Raw genomic sequence first — 19,639 nt, forward strand, 5'->3', positions numbered from 1 at the left:
CAACTCTGAAAAATGGGTTGCAGAAAACTATCATATTACCAAGCTGACCAACTGCCTGAACTAAAGGCGGTACGCCAAAAAAATGAACTGACCTTAAAGTATAGTTTTGAAAAAGCACGTAGGAGTTATGTTTTCGGCTTCCAAGGACAGGAAAAAGATGATGAGGTAGCTGGCAATGGAAATTCCTATACTGCTGAGTTCTGGCAGTACGATACGAGGTTGGGACGTAGATGGAATCTGGATCCCAAGGGACACCCCTCGTTCAGTTTTTACTCTGCATTCTCATTGAACCCGATTATGTATAGTGACCCTTTGGGAGACACTACTAAATTCGCAAATAAAAGTGGCCAAGTCTTAGTAGATGTAGAAGATGGAAGCGATGATGTCTATGTTGTTGCAGACCAGCAGAAATTCTTGAAAGATTATGAAAAGGTTGCAAAGTCAGGTGACTACAAAGACGCTGATGCCAATAAACAAATTGGAGAAAAACACGGGGTTCTAATAAAAGACTATGCGAAATTACTTGGATCATATAGAGAAGGACGTCTAACGGATCAGGAATTTGAGATTGGATATGAGTGTGGTTACAACCCAAGTTTCTTGGGGTGTCTTGGTGCGGTTGCACCGGGAGGAGACCCAGATTCTGATGGTGCTGCGAGATCTATTGGAATCACCGCTGGGCGTGATGACAAGCGCGCTGGATTAATGCATATGTACAGACCCAAACTTAAAAATGATCCTCCCAGATACCGTATCATAGAAGTTCCTTCAACGAAGAGAGTCATAAACGAGGATGGAAGTGTTACTGAAGAAAAGAACGACTTCATTCTATTTACACCGAACTAATTAGCTTGGAATGAAAAAGATAGTATTCATAGGACTTAGCTTTTATTTATTGTCTTTTAGAATCGTTGCAACATTAAGTTTGACATTCAAGGTTGTCACTCTAAATACTTCAATTGTGCCTAGCGTGATTCATGCGGCATCTTTGATTTTCGGGTTGTTGGGCTCTGTGATTTTTGGAGCCCTGATAAGTACTTTGAATAGGAATGAGAAAATGGTTTACGGCCTATTTGCGCTTATGGGAGTAGTTGTCTTGTTTGTAGTTAATTTTGGAATCAACTTAATGTTCGGTGAAGTGCTCTTGTCAGGAGGACTCGAAAATGATAGACTTAAGGTTATAACATTTGATACAGCTTGGGGATATTCTCCAGTTTTTTTTACCATCCTTTGTCTTCTTTATCTGTTTGCAACGGATAAAATTTCCAGGAAAACCACTACAGAATAAACGATTTACCGGACAGGTTTTCAGGGAAAATGCACTACGGTTTGTTCTAAAGACCAAAAGATCCAACGGACCACCTAGCCACCTTCCACGGTCAGGAGTTTCAAAAATATTTACATAATTTGTAGTGTAAATCATAAAGAAGGGAATCATGGGAATCAAGCCAGGGCCAAAAAGAACCGCTAAATCAACAGGAAAGCCGGACAGACGTCAGCGGGATAATAAAGATACTCCGGGAAATACGCCATCGCTTAAGCCACACAAGCACAAGAAGGGAGATTGACCTATTCTTGCATTTTAATATTTAGGTGTCCTATCTTCTTCCAGATACCCTCTCATCTCTATTTTCAAGTTGTTAAATTTGGATTCCATCCATCGGGGTAGGAGAATCTGCTCATGAATCTGGACCGTTTCTTTATTGCGAGGCTTTTGGTTCCATTGTCGATCATTGGTTGCACATATGATCACTCAGAATCAACAGATTGTGTTGTGCCCGATACAACCCCCGTTGATATTCTGAGAGTTGAGCCGATCATCCGCGGTGATACTATCCAATTGGATCCGTTACAGGCCAGAGTTTATCTGGAGAACAGGTTCGTTCAAGAGGTTGACTGGTTTGCCCAAAGAGATGTTAGTTACTTGTTTCGGCTTGATTCCATCTGTGATCTGATCATGCCATTGGAATCCGTCCCTAATATAGCTCAGTGGTATGCACTTCATTCTGTAGTTGAGAGACTCAAATCCATTGGGTGGAATTGTATCGACTTTACGAATTGCGGAATTTCGAGTGCGAAAAGTGCTATTGTCTACGCTGACAGTATTGGAGATTCTGAATTAAGATCCAGGGCAGTTGAGCAGTTGGGGTATTCCTATTCTGAAAGCCAAAAGTTTGATTCAGCTCTGTACTCATTCAGGAAATGTTTGGAAGAGTTACCGACAAATTCGGAGGAGCACGCAAGAATATGGTTGATGCTCAGTATGGGTGATGTTTTAGTGGAATTGGGAAGGACGGGAGAGGCCTTCACAACCATGGCTGAAGTACGTGCTCATGCACAGCAATGCAGTAACGTACCGTTCCAGCTTCAATATTCTGAAACCATTGGAAAGTTATTTGCGCGGGTCAATCAACCCGACTCTGCCACATATTATTTCGGTCACGGTTTGGATCTGAGCAGGGTCTACAGGGATACCATCAACGAACTCGGATTCATTTACAGGTTGGGTCAGCAAGAACTGACGAGGGGAGAACAAGAACTGACGAGGGGAGAATATGATGATGTACTGGCATATTTCCGTATTGCGAGGAATCTTTTGCGCGGTATTCCTATCAGGGATGGTAGGCATACGATGTATCTCCTTTTCTACAATGAGATTCTAACATTGGCAGGGTTCAGTCATATTCAGATGGGGCAGTATGAAGAAGCGTTGGACCTTTTTGTTGCGGCTCACAATTCGGCACCTGGCAAAAAGATAGATTACGCAAGGGCGAAAACCTACTTAGGAGCAAGCATTTGTCACGTTGCCCTCGGCAATGCTGAGATGGCAATAGACATGTCGAGTGAAGCTATCAAGTATGCCAATAAAAGTAAGGTTCCAACTCTGATCATGTTGGCTTACGGTGTCATGTCCGATGCTGCAGAGCTGAACGGAGACTACCGCCAAGCCTTGTACAACTTTAAGGAGGCCATCCAACGCAGAGACAGTATCAACCCGATACACGTTTATACGGATTTCATATCAGATCAGCAACAATATGAGTTTCGATTAGACCGGGCCGTTGACAGCCTGAACCATCACCATGAGAAAATGATGGTTGTTCAACAAAAGGAATCGGAGAAGCGCAAATGGATATGGGGACTGCTGGGCCTGATGGTAGGTCTTACCATCGCCCTCTTGACCGCTGGGGGGCTTTTTTACAGGAAGCAACGAACCAAATGGAATGCAATACTGGAGACTTTCGAGATACGGTTCAGTAAACTCAAAAGTGTATTCAGCATTCAGAATGAACGCCATGTGAGAAAGGTAGCTCGAACAGAAAGACGGTATGAAAAGCAACTGAAGCAAAAAAATGAAGAGCGGGAACAGGTATATCGGTCAGCAGTTAAAAGTGACAAAGACATTATGAAACTCGGTCTGACGGGGGACGCGAGGTCTAAGATTCAAAAAGAGTTCGACCGTATTGCGGGAACCAAGGTCAAAGTATCGGATGAAGAGTGGGAACGAATCAGGTTTCTGATGCTGAATCATGACCGACCTGTGGAATGGATGTACAAGAAACTCAAAGTTGGAAAAACCAAATTCACGAATACAATGATGGGCCCGATTTACGATTATTTCGGAATTTCTGCCGATGGTAGACATAAGAAAGACCAGGTGATCAATAGAATCAAAGACCTTCTCATGGCGAATTCTGACCAGGTCTGAGTTCAAAAATTACAGAGCGGACTCCGTGTCCGAAAAACGGACCTCGTCTCCTCGGAATTCTTACATATTTCAAGAAAAATTTGTTCCCAACGAATTACAGCACCTGAAGCACGTTCTGCTGAAATGCAAAACAGCCCGCGACTCTAATCGCGGGCCTAGCTTAAAGGATCTGGAATTCTGAAGGAACCAAAGAAAGGTCAGAACCCTGACCAATCAAGCTTGCGCATATAATAACATAGTGCGCAATAAAAGTCAAGGAAATCTCCTGACCAAAGTTCCTTCAGTTTTTCAGCCCTAAAGACAGGCAAAAGCGACACCCTTCAGTTGCTGTGGTTCATAACAGAAATGAAACACTCAAAAGCAACGGAAATGAAGGAGAAACAGCAATCAAAAACCATCGGTGAGGTCGCATCAAGACGACATCTCAACCTCAATGCTCAACTACGCCAATGGTGGGCAGAACGTACCATTGCGCAAGAAAGGGCAAAGAACAAAAGACCGACCAATAATAGGGATCGTGACGGCCCGCAGCGGTGAAAGCCCAAATGGCTTGAACCCCATCTGGGGTCATGATACAATTCAAATAACACATCAGAAAACTCAAAACAGAACCACAAAAAAACGAACGACAATGAACCTGATACGACAGAATACGCAATTGAGCACCCATGTCGAGGCTGACATGGATCATTACAGACGGCTCAAACAGGAACTTGAGGCCAAGGCCGATCGGATACGTAAACACGCCCTTATCGATGCGGAAACCTTGAGCCAACGGGACTACCGGATAAAACTACCCGAACTGCAATTACGGGTCGAGGAATTGCGGCAGGAATATCGTCAACTACGGGCTGACATTGACCTTGCCTTAAACGCAAAGAGTGCTGGATTGATCGGGAATCATGAGGCCAAGGAATTCAGTCAACATCTGAATGAACTTGGAATAAAACTCGGAGATCTTAAGAAGAAAATAAGTGAACATCCCGCCAATGAAAGGGAGCGGGCGACCCCTCTGAATGGATACGAGAAACTCCTCCTCCTCGCCCCCTTTATCCTATTGGGGCTGGACATGTTGTTCGAAGCACCCGCACTCCGCATTCTGGGCGGGTCAGGGCTTTTGGCCTACGGGACAGCACTCCTATTGAACGGCTGCAAATACTATTTCAGCAAGTTCCTCAATAAGAGGATCAAGACCAGCGACAACAGTCGGATACAGCTGTTCTGGGTACTTGTCGGTGCAGCTGTGTTCGGAGGGGTAGCCATCATTCTCGGTATATCGCGACACGCCTATCTGCAAATGCAGGACGGAGGGTCGCTTTATGGTCCGTTGGTACTTGCAGCTCTCTCGTTCTTCTTCTCCATGGCTGCTTGGGTCAGTGAGTTTTTGGCAGAGGATGTCCGCGAGAAGAAAGACAGGGTTGCCGATATAAACAGGGTGTTTGTAGAATATGATGCCCTCCAAAAGGACAGGGAGGAACTGGAAGAAAAGATACGCACCACGAAAAATGAACGCAGCGGCCGTCTCGGTTCACGGCTAATCACAATGGACAACGCTCGATCACTTGAACAGTACTTGGACGATCATTTCCGTTCGACAGCGAACAAATGGCAGGTGGTCTATCACTCACGCAGAACCGACCAACGGGAAGGCGATGATGTATTCATCACCGACATCTCACCGCTCAACGCAGAATTCATTGATAGAAAAGGACACATTCAAAATTCACAATCATGAAACACGCCATAATCATCTTTATCATCGTTCTGGTGTTGACGGCCATAGGTGTACCCACTTATCTTATCCTATGCAGAACACCACATCGGCCCATATATCGGGCATCGTATCTGATCGATCGTACCGATACATTCGGCCTTGAACCTATCAGCATCGTCACGGAGAACAGTTTCTCTTGGGATAAACTGAAAGAGGGAAGGAATATCCGCATCCGCAAGGTCAGCGATGTTGTCAATGAGGATGTCAGTATTCTGACCCTTGAAACATATAGGGATTGGAGCAATCCTTCTACATGGAACTTTGAGGACAACGAACTCTTTCGTGAAAACCGCATCCGAAAGTTTGAAGAAGAGCTGACCACTACGCTCAATGCCATTGCGATTCAGCGAACAGGCTATGGACACACTGCCGTCATGGAACCACTCATACAGGAACTCCTATATCTGCAACAATACCCGATGGATGACCGGGAGCTATTTGTTTATAGCGACCTAGGTCAAAACACTCCTCAAGACAATTGGATTTCTCATTCTGTGAATCACAAAGGTCTGGAAATAGACAGCCCACATCTATGGACTGGCATTGACGGAGCTTATGATCTGACGGATCTAAGCGGCATCCATGTCCATTTGATCCACCGACCCAGGAATGCTGAAGATGATGCCGAGTACCGTCTTCGTGCAAACTATGCGAAGAACCGACTGACGGAACTCGGAGCTGAAGTGTACATCCATGGAGCCATCAACCATTCAGGATACTGATATGGGAAAGGGAAATGATGCTGGATTTTGGGATGCCCTTTGGTCAGTGATAAAGCTGACCGGGCGGCTCATTCTCTGGCTTTTCACGATGATGCTGCACGCACTCGCATTCCTTCTTCGCGCCATCGAGACACTTATTCGAACATTAATCGATTAAAAGAAACACAATGGATTATATACTTCAATACGGAACACCAAAACTCTGGCATCTGGCCGTCCTTTTTATCGGCATAGCTGTTCTGGTGCATCTGACCAAAGAAAAACGCAAGCAGGACTATGACGACAATCTCGGCAGTCCGTTCAAACTCCTCAAACCGTGGCTGACAGGGTTCTATATGGGAGCAGGGAGGTTAAGTCGGGAACACTCGCGTATGCACGCTTTGGTCATCGGCAATACAGGTTCAGGAAAGACCGTTTCAACGCTACTTCCCAGCGCGATAAAATTTGCTAAGGAAGATTGCTCGATTATATTCCTTGACCCAGCACAGGAAGGACATACCAAAAGTTCAGGGATCTGGTCACAGCATACAAATGACGTACTCGTGTTCAATCCGAAAGACCACACCATGTCGGTGGGCTTCAATCCTGTTGAGTTGGCGAATACTTCCACCGAGATAAACATGCTAGCCGACATGCTCATGGCCTCTCAGATGCGTGGCAGTAAGGATGTGTTCTGGCCAAGTTCAGCAGCAAGGGCTGCCGCTATTCAGATACGTTTATTGAAACAACTTCCGAAGCAATATCATAACCTCGTTAATCTCAAGATTCTCAATGATGAGATGCTCGCTTCCACCAAGGTCGATAAACTCTGTTCGCTCTACGCAGACGACCGTTTGTTCCATGAGTACAAAGCGTTAATTGGTCAGGACACGAAAGTGCTTGCCAATATTCTGAGCACAATTCAGACCGCACTTAAAGCCCTTTCCGATGATGAACTTGCCCGATGTACTTCCGTCAATACGTTGGATTTCTCAGTATTCAGAAAGAAGAAAACTGCTCTGTATATCTGGACGGATGTCATGAGTAATTACCATGCATTCATCTATGAGATGCTGTTCACCTTCATGTTCCGAGAATTCATGAAGCAACTTCCCGATAGGGGAGATTTACCTATACATGTACTTGCGGATGAGATGGGTTCGTTTACTGTAAAAGGGTTTCCAGAGGCACTTGCTAACCTCAGAAAATATGATGTGTCAGTTATAAGTTGTATTCAAAACAGGTCTCAATTGGAAGAGCGTTATGGCCACCATGATGCACAGACCATCATGGCCAATTGTTGGAGCAAGCTGATATTCCCAGGAATGGAAACCGATCTGGCCAGAGAACTTGAACAGCGAATCGGCAAATGGACGTTTGAACGTGAAGACGGCAAAGGTCGTGGCACGCGGGAAGTAATGACCGTGCCGGAACTCATCCACCTGGATGCGGAACATGCAATGCTTGTCGCAGGTCCACACGCACCAATGAAGGTCAGAGTAAAACCCTACTACAAAGACCGGAAAATGCGAGCAATAAGTGAATTGCCACTTGCTCCTATTGTAGGAAGCGTTCCGACAGAACTCCAACTGATGGATATTGATGAACTGATAGCCAAGAAACGCAACCATGCCAAGGTCGGATGAAAAACGCAAAAGGGCAAGGGAACGCAAGGAACGCTTCCTAAAACGGAACCGCACCTACTCGGTCTCATTCCCCAATCAGCAGGCAAGAGAACTCACGGCTCATACCGCCAAGAAGGGGTATACCGTCAACAGCTACCTGAAAGCCTTGGTCAAGTCGGATATGGAAGGTACGGGCTACGTGCTTCCCAATGATGAAAAACTAAAGGACATGGCGGTGCAGTTCAGGAAGGTTGGCACCAACATCAATCAGGTTGTGCGGCACATCAATACGTGTCGGGAGGTGAGTATGCAGGACATCCAACGGATGCAGCAGTTGCTCATGCAGTTAGAAGGAACGGTGGTCGAGACCATGACCCTGCCACCGAACATTTTGGATGTTCTGAAACAGTACATACTCAATAACCCGAATGATTATCAGCGAATAAAGCAATGGTTCCATGATCATCAAGGTATTGCCGATACGGAGCTATAACGCCATTCAAAACGTGGTCAATTACATTGCCATCGACAAGGGGCGCATTACCGATCACCGCACACAGGGGATTTTCCATAATCTCTACTCTACTGAACTGAGGGATATTTCAATGCAATTGCAGTCAAACTTTGCTGATCACGCTCGAACGAGAAAGAACAGAACGAAGGCAAGGCACGTCATTCTGTCCATCAATCCGCTAGACAGGGAAAAGGTCAATATGGAGATCATGGATGACCTTGTGAAAGAGTACATCGATAAGGCGTTTCCCAATGCCATCTCGTTCGGCACCCACCACGTGGACCAAGAACATTTTCATACCCACCTGATCGTGAGCGGGAATGAGCTCATGTCCAAGACCTCGACCCGACAGACCAAGACACAATTACGCGAGGTCCATATGCACATGCTACGGTACATGAGCGAACGGTATCCAGAGCTTTCCATCGGCATCGATACGGAGAACTACGGAAAGAAACTGCATTCCGAAAAGGCATATTACAAGGAGAAAAGAAACCCCGACCTTCAATTGACACGGGATGAACTCTCGGAAAGCGTAAAGGAGATATTCCGACTGTCTGAAAGCTCAAAGGATTTCAGGCAACGGCTGGAATCCAACGGACTAAGGACATACGACCACAAAGGCCAGCTTCAGGGCGTACTTTGGGAAAACGAGGGAAAAAAGATGCGTTTTTCCCGTCTCGGCATCGAAAAGCAGTTAATGGAGGAACTGGACAAACAGAACGAGCGATTGAATGAGCTGGAGCAGTTACGGGAAGACAATGACAACGAACGGGAACTGGACGATAGAGAAATATGATCAAATACCTGCTCCCTTGGCGAATTCCTCCAAAGTCAGCTTGTGAATGTCCAGTATGCGATACAGACTAGACAGCCTCATGTTCGCCCCCTTTTCAAGACGCCAATACTGCATCCGATTGATTTCGTGGTCATAAGCAAAGCTCTCATGCGAGGTATAGCCCGCTTCTTCTCTCAACTTCTTGATGTGTGCGGCAATCTTTCCCGTACGGGAATCAGGTGTGTTTTCGTCCATGAACGAGATTACTTCTCGTCCTGCTCATTTGGTACTTAATATGTGCATACAACATATATGCATATATTTTATATACTTGCGATAGAAATACTTCACCATGGCCCTACGATTTTTCATTTCAACCATGCTCATCGTAAGCATGAATTCCTGCTTCTCACAATCCCTTGATTCACAGATAGCATCGATTAAGGACAACCTGAAACAGATCCGCACCATCAAATACACCATCGACCAGAACCTTCACATCCGATCAGGTTCGATCGTTGATATTGAGCAGACAACTACCGATACCAAAAGCAGAAGATCATCCGTGACCTACCGCCTCAATCTTGCTGACATTGATCCTTTCAAATTGGAGCAGGTCCTGGAGCGTGACATGATGAAGGTATTGGTGCCGATGGAGCACAACAGACGACTGGTCACAGAACTGGAAGAAGGTGAGGTGTCCCGCTATGTACCCAAACTCAAGATGGATGTGACGGATTCCGAGCAGGCATCGCTTCTGATTGAAGCACTCAAGAATGCTTCAAATACTGCCAAAGAGATAGACAACAGCAGGTACACGTACACTTCCTTGGAAGAAATACTCTTAGAATTATCAAAGTCGGTCACGGGTTTTTCACCTGATGTTACCAAGCAGAATTTGAGTTTCGCTTCGGATAAACTCGAAAAACTCAGTCTCACTGTGCAGGAAGGACAGGGAGCAACCATGAAATACGAGTTCTTTCTGAAAGACCTCAATCGGGCTGATGTCGACCTTGAAGCACACGGCACCGATCTGACGGTGGTACTTCCGACCAATGGCAGGGAAAAGCTCATCAAGGTCTATCAGGATGGTCTTGCCAAAACCTTTGACAATAAAGTCGTCATTCGTGCAAAGAATGTTGAGAACGGCAAGCATATTCTGAAACTGGTAGAACTTGCCATTGGAGCAGCAAACGGTGCGAGTCTCAGCACGCTCTCAGCAGGTACAGGTGTCGCAATTACCAAGTTCTCATTCTTGGAATCAATGAACAGCGGTAAGAATGTGGCAAAACCGAGCTTCACTGATCAACCATATTGGTGCACCACATCAAACGGCTCGCTCAATGAGTTTGAGAAATCTGCTTTGAACACACAGGCACGGGTTACGATCTCAGGTGGTCAAGGATTGTATTACCTCAATGGTCTCAGGTCCATTAAGCGATTCAATGGCAGTTCACAGGTATTGGCGGTCATTTGGACAAAAGGCGAGGAAGATCCCTCAAACATTCTCAGTCTCTATCAGTTCACCATCAATGACCGAAAAGACCGTAGAGAATACATTTCAACGAAGGCCAACTGGTTCGGAACCAGTGCTGAGAGCGAGGACAGAAATCTATCTGTCAGTTTCAAACCGCTCGGTAATGGTGTTTTCGCCATTGTAACAAGTTCACCACTTCCTGCTGGAGAGTACTTCTTTGCCACAGAGAAATTCATGTATGCTTTTGGTGTCGATTGAACCTCGCTCACAGTAATCATTAACTCAATATATACATATGAAGAAGCTCATACTATTAACCCTCAGCATCGGATTTTCTTCTGGGTTATTTGCTCAGAACTACACTGAAATTGCCAAGTTGACCGCTTCCGACCGAGACGAGGATGCAAACTACGGAAGCTCAGTCGCCATATCTGGAAACTACGCTATCGCAGGTGCCATGGCTGAAGACTTTGATGCCAGTGGTTCGAACTATACCGAGAATGCGGGGGCTGTCTACTTCTCAGAGAAAAGTGGCAATAGCTGGCAAGAAACACAAAAGTTGGTTGCTTCCGACCGTGCATCAATGGACTACTTCGGTTCGGTTGTGAGTATGTCAGGCAATTATGCTTTTGTAGGGGCATGGGGTGAGGATGAAGATGCTACTGGCAGCAACACCATGACAGAGGCAGGAGCGGTATATGTATTTGAACGAACTGGGAGTACATGGACTGAGGTACAAAAGCTCGTTGCCTCTAACAGAACCGCCTACGACCACTTTGGTCGTAGCATAGCCATTTCAGACAATTACGCCATTATTGGCAATGACTTCAATACGGTGTATTTCTTTGAGCTTTCAGGGAGCGGAGTTTGGAATGAAGCGTACTGGCTTCATTCAAATAGTGGCGACTATTTCGGTTACTCCGTAGATATTGATGGCACCACGGCCTTAGTCGGTGCAACACGAAATAGCTATGATGAGAACGAGGGAGATTTCATCCACCACACAGGTGCAGCATACTTCGTTTCCCGGGACGGAACGGGCAACTGGAATGTTGATCAGAAAGTGGTTGCATCAGATAGAAATGACAGTGACAACTTTGGAAGTGCCGTTGCCTTAGATGGAAACCGAGCAATCATTGGAGCATACCGTCAGGACTACAACCTCTCTGGACAGATCACAGGACCAAGCTCCGGTGCGGCCTACATCTTTGAGAAAGATGGCAGTTCATGGATCCAAAAGCAAAAGGTCATTGCACCGAATGGTTCAGCCTATGATGAATTCGGAACGTGTGTAGCCATGGAAGGTGATCATGCCTTGATAGGTTTAGAATCCGAGGATTACGATGCGCCTACACCTTTTGACCCCGCGCTTGCTGATGCAGGAGCAGCATACCTGCTCAAACGTAATGCAACGGGTTCTTGGAACTACACCCAAATACTCAGTGCTTCGGATAAATCAAGCGGTGACCATTTCGGTAATTCAGTGGCCATTTCAGGTGAACAGATCATGGTCGGTGCAATCTGGGATGGACATGATGCCAATGGTCAGAATGTACTCCCGTCAGCAGGTTCAGCATATATCTTCGAGCAATCAGCGGTAGGTATTAGCGAAGCAGAAGGTGGTTCATCGTTTCAGGTTTTTCCGAATCCATCTGATGGGCACTTCGCTGTCACCAACCCAAGCACCTCTATGAAAAATCTGACCCTCACTATTGTCAATTCCTTAGGACTGATCGTCTCTCAGAAATACGTTGGTCAGCTATCTCAAGGAACACCTGTTTTGATGGACGTGTCAGCGCTTCCGAATGGCATGTTTGTATGTGAAGTGAGAGGTGATGAAATATCCTTTCAGCAACGAATAGTAATTGAACACTAATCCAAAAACCCGAACACCCACTAAACAAAAACTAACTCTTATCATCGTAACCATCGGAGTATTCACCTTCAGTTCCTGCAAGAAATGCTATGAGTGTAGCCATGGTAATTCACCCGCAACCGAAAAGCTCTGTAAGCCTGAAAGCTACTCACAGAAAGGATGGAAAGATTACATCAACGGATTGGAAGATGCAGGGCGGGAATGTAATTGATCATAGACCCTTCAATCTTGAGCAAAAGACCTGAACCCGATGGTTCGGGTCTTTTGCTTTAAAGAGGTGCAGGATTCCTCCTGCCAAGATCGCCTTGTACAACGAATAAGCATAGCGTTCGGGGAACAAGGCTATCTTGCACTGCTACAGCAGTCTGAACCTCAGCAAGTAATTTCATCCTAAAATCCATCTGAAAACATCCCCAAACCCATTCCTGCCACAGCCCTTAAATTCCGCCTGAGCAAATATAGCTCAGACAAATAGAAATAGACCTACGAGAGGTCTATTTCCAATTCATCGACAAGCCGTTCAGCCGTCTGTTCGAACCCGAACCATGCCAGTGCGTTCTTCAGGTCTCCCTCGATACGGAGGGGCTCACCACCACTTTCGAGATACACGAAACGGAGGTCTTCGATCTCTTCGTAATGCTCATCGAAGAAACGCTGTGTGTCAACATAGTAGATGAGCTGGCTGACCATGCCGCTGATGCATCCGTGCCGTGCAAGGTCCCGGAAGAATGGAATGATGTCGCCATCACCGTAATCGAAGGCCTCTTGTGCCACGGCTGCCGCGATGGTGCCCTGCTGTTTCTCCATGATGTCCTTTAGTTCGCTTGTAATCCGCAATAGGTCTTTTGTGTTCATAGTGCTTATTGGGTTAGTTGATAAACACCAATGGCCATAGCAGAGGGAATAGGAAATGAGTGCAAGTAGGAATTCCTGAAAGGGAGCATTTCTTGCACGTTTTCCGACCTCTGCTACATTTGGTTTTTAGCAACACCCAAGCACGGACACAGGCCTTCAGGGTACAGCGTACGGACATTGAGAACAGTGGGTACGGGCAAAGGGAAGTGGTTCTGCAAACTGAGGAACGAATTTGACTGGACGGCTTCCATGGTCTTGAAGGGACTTTTGTCATCGGTCAACCTGAACTGCGTATCAGGTGGAACGGGGCAAGTGTCCCAGACCGGAGCGTGGGCGAGGAGGTCTGGAAGCGGATAGTGTTCAGGTACGCCAGATGCTTCCTCTATTGACATTTCAACGGATGTGTGGTAATAAAGACGCTTGTGGCCTGTGGATAATCAGGTTGCGCGTTCGCCTATGGTCGTATATACTATTAACAACCTAAACAAGAATAACCCGTTGCCTCGCAAGAGGTCTTTCAGTCGTTAGACTGGAATAAAGCAACAACGGGGTCATAACTATCTGGTTCAGCACGGAAACGGCAGATTGGACAGGTACAAAGGGCCCGCTGATTGCTTTGGTGGGTCCTTTTTACCATGAAATTTAAAAACGCAATAACGCGCTACATTAACAGCCGTTCAAGCCGTCTGGCCCGGAACACCCTCAGGACATATACGTGTAATCTGAAAAAACTGGAAGAATGGGTAGGGAAACTTGAACTCGAACAGGTCACCGATGAACACGTGGAAAAATTCCTCGTGCAACTGAAGGACAGATACAGTGAAAAGACACGGGAGAATTATGCAAATTCACTACGAGCCTTCTTCAAATACTGGTCGGCCAAAAGAAAAAGTCCCGTAGCATGGGAGTTGATACAGGGGCCGAGAGTTCCAGAGACCTTTCGAAAGTTCATCAGCAGGGAACAGTTTGATCTTATCGATGACTGTTTGGATGAGGATGAGTTCTATGAACTCACGAAGAAGGTCATTTTTCATCTGCTATGGAATACGGGAATGCGTATTTCAGAACTGCTCTCGCTCAACCTTGAGGACGTGCACGTCCAAAAGAACCACGCGTATATCACCACATTGAAAACGAAGAAACTCCGCATGGTGATGTGGAATGACGAATGCCATCGATTGCTTGTCCGATACTTGGGAGTACGCATCAATCTGAACAACCGTACCGAACTGTTTCAGACACCCATGACGACACGAAACCAGAAAAGACGAACCCGATTGACTCCGCGAACAGTCCAAAGATGGTGTGGCGAACTGGAAGAATTCCTCGGATTCCGTATTCATCCTCACGCATTCCGCCATGGAGCCTGTCACAGGATCATCAGTGAAGGAGGTAATCGCCATCATGTTCAGACCATTGCCGGACACTCATCCATCACATCAAGTGAGATCTACACGCGACTGAACCTACAGGAACAGACACAACTGTTGGAAAAATTCCTTCCTAAGAATCCAGAACAACCTCGGAAAAATCAGCCGATGATTGACAAGGCGTTCCGATTTGCAGCATAACGTGAACAGGACTTGCAAATGCTGATTTGAGCCGATATGATGTTCACATACTTTGAAGTAAGGAAAAAGCTGTGCACAGGGTGACCGTGGCAATGAATTATCAATAAGGTTCTTGTTTAGGTCACCCTTATCAAAGGTTCTGATGTGTCGTAAAAGATGTACCTCCGGTCGAAGTGTCGTACTTTCTTTTACAGCCACGGTCACCCTGTGCACCGCTCCTTCTCAAAGTAGGTCGAACATTACTGCAATTAACCATAAAGGCTATGCAATACCTACAGGTCTGCACCAAAAAGCAAGTGAAGATCGATGGCGAGGAAAAGACCCTGTGGTTCAAGGTGGGAACGATGCGTGTGACCGAGAAAGGCACACGCTTTCTCACTCTGTTCCATCAGCCCGATACCGAGTTCCATGTCTTTGACGTGGACGAGGAAAAGGAACTTCCGGCCATTGAGATCGAACGCTGAAACCGAATATGAATCACGAAGAACTGAAAGGAACGACACCTGTTCCCAACGGTCTTTTTGATGAGTACCTGCCGAAACTCAAACCAGCAGAATTGAAACTGTTGCTCATCATCATCCGCCAAACATGGGGATGGAAGGACCAACGTACGGGAAAAAGGAAAGAAAAGGACTGGATCTCTGGCAACCAGCTGCGTGAAAAGACGGGCTGTTCAAAGCGTGCTCTGACCGATGCCACTGCTCAACTCATCAAACAAAAACTCATTGAAGTGAGTGGTGAAAGAGGTGTGTCACTTTCAAAACCAGAAGAACGAAAAGGAAAACTGCGCCTGTTCTACCGTTTTAAAAACCCCTGTGGAAACGCTGGGGATACCCAAAAATCCAAAGCACATCATGCTGTGCCACCAGCGCAGAAAATGCCGATAACAAAAGAAACTCCTACAAAAGAGGCGGACTCCCAAAAAGAAGATCGGTATTGGTTTACCGAACACGACATCAGGCAGTTTGAAATGGATCTGAACGAAGCAGGAAGCATCGGACAGTTACTGGAAAACAAGGAAGCGATACGAACCAGTAAAGGTGAACGGGAAGTGGTCATACTTGAAAACAGCACAGACTATCGCAAAACGCATCTGAAGGAATATTCTATCCCAGGTCTCAAAACAAAGAATCTTAGAACCCCTTACAGCCTTTGGATGACCCTGTATCACAGGTACAAAGCGATAAAAGAACGTCAGTCCGAAAGTGAGCATGGCCATGAAAATATCTGAAAGTATTAGAATTGTTTGCGGGCAGCCGAAGCATCGGCAAGGCCGCAGAAAAACTGAATATGGAAGTGTTCTCAACGGATGTAAAACCGTTCGAAAATATTAACCTCGTTAAAGATGTACTTGAACTTACGCCTGATGATATTCCGTTCATACCAGATGTCATTTGGGCCTCACCGCCTTGTACAGGGTTCAGTGTAGCCTCATGCTGGAAGCATTGGAAGGGAAAAGGCAAAGATTCGACTCCTCAGACAGAAACGGCTTTGCTGGGAATCAGACTGGTTAAGAAGACCCTCAGCCTCATCAAACATTACAAGAAATTGAACCCGAACCTTGTCTGGTACATTGAGAATCCAAGAGGGAAACTGAGACATCAGAAGTTCATGCAGAATCTACCATTCAGGCATACGGTAACGTATTGCCAGTACGGAGATTTCAGAATGAAGCCGACCGACATATGGACGAACAATCCAAACTGGAAACCTAAACCGATGTGCAGACCAAGAGCAAAATGTCATGAAAGTGCTCCACGGGGTTCAAGTGGTGGGACAGAACGGTTGAAGAATAATTATGAGCGGTCGAAGGTTCCTAAGGAGTTGTGTCAAGAAGTTCTGAAATACGCTGGATAAGACAATCTGCTTTTCGGAGATGTTAATGCTCGAAATGCGTAATCTCCACGTTAAACTCTTCCAAAGCATACGGTGTAAACGTTAAGTTCACCTTACGAATGTTCTTCTTTTCCCAGATTGGCGGTGTCTGTTTATTAACCGGAAAGCCGCAATACTTTCTGGCTTCATCATACTTGCTCTGGTCGCTCTGAATTTCGTTCTTGATGTGATACCATACCTCGCTTTTTTTAACACCAAGAGATCGCTTCATTATTGGAATGTGATTTTGGATATACGTAATTGCCTCGGAAACCTGTTCTATAAGGGGTCGATTGGGGTCAAGCTCCACGGTATCCTTCCCTGTGGATAGAAATACACTATGCTTATTCCAGTCGATGGTGATAACCGCTTTACCTTCTATGTTGTTCCTATCGTTTAGAAAGTAAACTGTAATTCTATCGAAGTACGGGCGTTCGACAATCCCTTTTCTTAGGGTGTTCAGAACGGTTCCTTCCTGTGAAACGTTAAAGGCTCTAATCATATTGACCGTCAGCTCGTACATGAACTCAGTACGTATCTGAATTCTGAGACTGGGTTTTAGTTTTGGCTGTATCATATGATGTAGTTTTTGACTTTGGCAGTTGAAAACAGCTTCAATTTGTGTTTTATCAGCTCCAGCGGTACGTGGATTTGATCACCGATTCCGGTAAAACCCTTGTCCAGATTTGCAAAGTCCAACTTGCCAATTCTGTTGATTCGTTGAATAAGATGATGGTCAATCAGCTCTCCTCTGACGTCAACGAAGAACGAAATAGGTTGGTCCAAATACTCAGTGAGGACTTCTTTCAGTAGGAAATCTTCACCTTCAGGACAGACTGGTTCAAATACTGAGCAAGCAATTCTGAGTTTTGTATGATTATCGGGCTCCCATGGAAAGACCCGCATTCTACCTGTTCTTGTCAGCGGCCTGTACAAACTGGTCATGTCATTTCCTGTGATAATGATAGGAACCCTTTCCGTCTTTTCGCTACCAACTGATGTTGGATTATCCGCCAAATTCATTAACAATCCGTTCACTAGGCTGCTGTTAATGGTGTGCGTCCGGCCAGCTTTAACACTTGCGATACTGGTGTCAATGTCATCAAGGAACAGGATGGCTGGATAATTCATTTTCCAATGACGACTGGCCTCCAAGTAGGCATTCTGTACCAATTGGACAGGTACATGTTCGTGTTCAGAGCCGATTGAGGAACCATGGAGAAAAATCACCGTTACCCCCATTCGTTTGCAGAACTCCAATGTCTGACTTGTTTTTCCTTCACCTGTTGCACCCTGTATGGCTAGAATGAGAGGAGCTTGAACACCGATCCGATTTTTTACAAGATGCAGTATTAAACGTTTCTCAAACTCTGCATCTGAGACGAAATTCTTCGTTGGACTTCCAGGTTTGATAACTGTGAAAGCAGTATTCTCCATTTTTAATCATCTATGAAGTTTATATCAAATTCATCACCGCTCTTCTTGGCTCTGTATACGTTCAAGCCAAGCTCCTTATAGTATTCATCATTAAGCTCCGGCAGCTCGGGTTCAACTGGTTTCGAGGACACCGCTTTTTCTTCAGCGGTATACATTGGTTCAACTTTTATCTCAGGATTGAAGTTCACTACAACATCCTGTTGCTTTTTGCCTTTGTCGTGCTGAAAATGGAGGAGCGCGATGAATCCAGTAATCGTACCTACTACAAGTGCTAATATCTCTACGGTTTCCATGTTTTTACTTTTTTGTGCAATAAAAAAGAGATACTATGAAGTACCTCTTTAACGTCAATTTAAACGTCAGGTTGCGGATATTATTGCCATTAGTCCAGCGGTAACGCTAATACCCAAAAGGACGGAACTCAAGAAAGCCAAGAGTATCCAGTATTTTCTATCCCTATCAATGATTTTTCGAAAGAACATGGCCATGGTAAAACTGAAACCGGATATGGCACAGAGATGTATTGTAGTATTCATAAGATATGAGTTGAATTGACACCGTGATTCGAACTGAAGTGACCTAAGACGGTGTGTTACAAAGGCACGTTTAGAACCGCCTGTGATGCGATGCTAAAGGTGCCTTTAACTCATTTTGAATGAATACTCTTAATATAGAGGGTATAATAATTATGAGTGTTTGTCAATAGTCTAAAAGCGGCTACCTTTCTAGAGTTCTCCCTACGTTTCGAGCCCTCTGTTCTTCCAACTCATCCATCCGTTCATTTTCTTTCGCTCGTTGCCTGAAGAAATCACGGAATCCCTCATACAGACCCTGGGCAAGTGAAGAATCGATCACCATATCATCTTTGAACTCCCTCGCCAGTTCGTGATCGGCAAAACCGATAGTAAAAGCATGTCTGTATCCACGGTCGAACTCATCACGGTCTCCACCATCCTCATCCACCTCGTAGTTGGCAGGAATATCATATTCCATGTCGAGGTCGTTTTCGACCTCATTTTCATTATCCATATCAGCATCCATCTTGATTTTTTAGCCGTTATCTGTTGCACTTCCACCTTTCTTTTTCTCAAGCATCTCGTGCCTTTCGAGCGCCATGTCCATCATCCGTTCAATGGCAAGGCGTTCATCCTCCGGCATGTCCATCAACCTTCGGAGCTTGGATGAAAGCGGTTGTTCCTCCAACTCCTTGGCAAGGAACATATCACAGACAGGCACATCCAGTTCCTTGCAGAACGCGAACAGCGTAGGCAGTCGCAGATTCTTTTTTCCCAACTCCACCTTATTGTAAAGCGCAGGTTCGTAACCCAACTTCTCCGCCATCTGGTACTGGCGCATGCCGTGCTTCTCACGCTGCTTCCGCATGTTGAACAGAATGGTTTCAAGGAACTCTTCGTAGGTCTCCATGGACTAAAATAGATTGATATGA

At 45.6% G+C, this 19,639-nt stretch carries 23 protein-coding genes; 15 read left to right on the forward strand and 8 right to left on the reverse strand.

Annotated elements, in window-relative coordinates; genetic code table 11:
* Window positions 1-12: 12 nt before the first annotated feature.
* From GC178_18115 to GC178_18155, 9 genes are all read left to right on the forward strand, one after another.
* The gene (locus GC178_18115) at window positions 13-846 is read left to right on the forward strand and encodes a hypothetical protein (GenBank protein ID MBI1289487.1); all 834 of its coding nucleotides are present in this window, start codon (window positions 13-15) and stop codon (window positions 844-846) included.
* 10 nt (window positions 847-856) lie between these two features.
* On the forward strand, window positions 857-1,288 hold the full coding sequence (locus GC178_18120; GenBank protein MBI1289488.1) for a hypothetical protein: 432 nt from the start codon (window positions 857-859) through the stop codon (window positions 1,286-1,288).
* 1,026 nt (window positions 1,289-2,314) lie between these two features.
* Window positions 2,315-3,709 (forward strand): hypothetical protein, encoded by a 1,395-nt coding sequence (locus GC178_18125; protein ID MBI1289489.1) that lies wholly within the window; start codon window positions 2,315-2,317, stop codon window positions 3,707-3,709.
* A gap of 345 nt (window positions 3,710-4,054) precedes the next feature.
* On the forward strand, window positions 4,055-4,246 hold the full coding sequence (locus GC178_18130; GenBank protein ID MBI1289490.1) for a hypothetical protein: 192 nt from the start codon (window positions 4,055-4,057) through the stop codon (window positions 4,244-4,246).
* 94 nt (window positions 4,247-4,340) lie between these two features.
* Window positions 4,341-5,444 (forward strand): hypothetical protein, encoded by a 1,104-nt coding sequence (locus GC178_18135; protein MBI1289491.1) that lies wholly within the window; start codon window positions 4,341-4,343, stop codon window positions 5,442-5,444.
* Window positions 5,441-6,205 carry a hypothetical protein gene (locus GC178_18140; GenBank protein MBI1289492.1) on the forward strand — a complete coding sequence of 255 codons (765 nt, stop codon included), beginning with the start codon at window positions 5,441-5,443 and terminating at the stop codon, window positions 6,203-6,205. Before GC178_18135 ends, GC178_18140 begins: the two co-directional genes overlap by 4 nt.
* A 167-nt stretch (window positions 6,206-6,372) precedes the next feature.
* On the forward strand, window positions 6,373-7,830 hold the full coding sequence (locus GC178_18145) for a type IV secretion system DNA-binding domain-containing protein (GenBank protein MBI1289493.1): 1,458 nt from the start codon (window positions 6,373-6,375) through the stop codon (window positions 7,828-7,830).
* Window positions 7,814-8,302: a plasmid mobilization relaxosome protein MobC gene (gene mobC / locus GC178_18150; protein MBI1289494.1), complete on the forward strand. Its 489-nt coding sequence runs from the start codon at window positions 7,814-7,816 to the stop codon at window positions 8,300-8,302. The genes GC178_18145 and mobC overlap by 17 nt, the downstream gene beginning before the upstream one ends.
* The gene (locus GC178_18155) at window positions 8,268-9,122 is read left to right on the forward strand and encodes a relaxase/mobilization nuclease domain-containing protein (protein MBI1289495.1); all 855 of its coding nucleotides are present in this window, start codon (window positions 8,268-8,270) and stop codon (window positions 9,120-9,122) included. Before mobC ends, GC178_18155 begins: the two co-directional genes overlap by 35 nt.
* Here the strand turns inward: GC178_18155 and GC178_18160 are convergent, their stop codons facing one another.
* A complete protein-coding gene (locus GC178_18160; GenBank protein ID MBI1289496.1) occupies window positions 9,123-9,356 on the reverse strand; it encodes an XRE family transcriptional regulator in 234 nt (77 codons plus the stop codon). It lies immediately after the preceding gene.
* Between the two features lie 97 nt (window positions 9,357-9,453).
* Between GC178_18160 and GC178_18165 the strand changes: the two genes are divergently transcribed.
* Window positions 9,454-10,836, forward strand: a complete 1,383-nt coding sequence (locus GC178_18165) for a hypothetical protein (GenBank protein ID MBI1289497.1) — start codon at window positions 9,454-9,456, stop codon at window positions 10,834-10,836.
* A 37-nt stretch (window positions 10,837-10,873) separates the two neighbouring features.
* Entirely contained in the window at window positions 10,874-12,454 is a 1,581-nt protein-coding gene (locus tag GC178_18170; protein ID MBI1289498.1) for a T9SS type A sorting domain-containing protein, read from the forward strand.
* Window positions 12,455-12,937: 483 nt separating this feature from the next.
* Here GC178_18170 and GC178_18175 read toward each other — a convergent pair whose 3' ends face one another.
* Window positions 12,938-13,309, reverse strand: a complete 372-nt coding sequence (locus GC178_18175) for a hypothetical protein (GenBank protein MBI1289499.1) — start codon at window positions 13,307-13,309, stop codon at window positions 12,938-12,940.
* Window positions 13,310-13,422: 113 nt separating this feature from the next.
* Window positions 13,423-13,701, reverse strand: coding sequence for a hypothetical protein (locus GC178_18180; protein MBI1289500.1), 279 nt, complete (start codon window positions 13,699-13,701; stop codon window positions 13,423-13,425).
* Window positions 13,702-13,944: 243 nt separating this feature from the next.
* On the opposite strand from GC178_18180, the gene GC178_18185 reads away from it, so the two are divergent.
* The 4 genes from GC178_18185 (at window position 13,945) to GC178_18200 (ending at window position 16,737) form a co-directional block, all read left to right on the forward strand.
* Window positions 13,945-14,880, forward strand: a complete 936-nt coding sequence (locus GC178_18185) for a tyrosine-type recombinase/integrase (GenBank protein ID MBI1289501.1) — start codon at window positions 13,945-13,947, stop codon at window positions 14,878-14,880.
* A 263-nt stretch (window positions 14,881-15,143) separates the two neighbouring features.
* Window positions 15,144-15,344, forward strand: coding sequence for a hypothetical protein (locus GC178_18190; GenBank protein MBI1289502.1), 201 nt, complete (start codon window positions 15,144-15,146; stop codon window positions 15,342-15,344).
* Between the two features lie 8 nt (window positions 15,345-15,352).
* Window positions 15,353-16,111 carry a hypothetical protein gene (locus GC178_18195; protein MBI1289503.1) on the forward strand — a complete coding sequence of 253 codons (759 nt, stop codon included), beginning with the start codon at window positions 15,353-15,355 and terminating at the stop codon, window positions 16,109-16,111.
* Window positions 16,108-16,737, forward strand: a complete 630-nt coding sequence (locus GC178_18200) for a DNA cytosine methyltransferase (protein MBI1289504.1) — start codon at window positions 16,108-16,110, stop codon at window positions 16,735-16,737. The genes GC178_18195 and GC178_18200 overlap by 4 nt, the downstream gene beginning before the upstream one ends.
* Before the next feature lie 22 nt (window positions 16,738-16,759).
* Here the strand turns inward: GC178_18200 and GC178_18205 are convergent, their stop codons facing one another.
* The 5 genes from GC178_18205 to GC178_18225 all read right to left on the reverse strand — a co-directional run bounded on the left by GC178_18205 (window position 16,760) and on the right by GC178_18225 (window position 19,617).
* A complete protein-coding gene (locus GC178_18205; GenBank protein ID MBI1289505.1) occupies window positions 16,760-17,278 on the reverse strand; it encodes a hypothetical protein in 519 nt (172 codons plus the stop codon).
* Between the two features lie 50 nt (window positions 17,279-17,328).
* Window positions 17,329-18,192, reverse strand: coding sequence for an AAA family ATPase (locus GC178_18210; protein ID MBI1289506.1), 864 nt, complete (start codon window positions 18,190-18,192; stop codon window positions 17,329-17,331).
* A 2-nt stretch (window positions 18,193-18,194) separates the two neighbouring features.
* On the reverse strand, window positions 18,195-18,485 hold the full coding sequence (locus GC178_18215; protein MBI1289507.1) for a hypothetical protein: 291 nt from the start codon (window positions 18,483-18,485) through the stop codon (window positions 18,195-18,197).
* 424 nt (window positions 18,486-18,909) lie between these two features.
* Window positions 18,910-19,221, reverse strand: coding sequence for a hypothetical protein (locus tag GC178_18220; GenBank protein MBI1289508.1), 312 nt, complete (start codon window positions 19,219-19,221; stop codon window positions 18,910-18,912).
* A gap of 21 nt (window positions 19,222-19,242) precedes the next feature.
* Complete coding sequence (locus GC178_18225) at window positions 19,243-19,617, reverse strand: helix-turn-helix domain-containing protein (protein ID MBI1289509.1); 375 nt, start codon at window positions 19,615-19,617, stop codon at window positions 19,243-19,245.
* Window positions 19,618-19,639 lie beyond the last annotated feature (22 nt).

The organism is Flavobacteriales bacterium, assembly GCA_016124845.1.
Lineage (GTDB): Bacteria > Bacteroidota > Bacteroidia > UBA10329 > UBA10329 > UBA10329.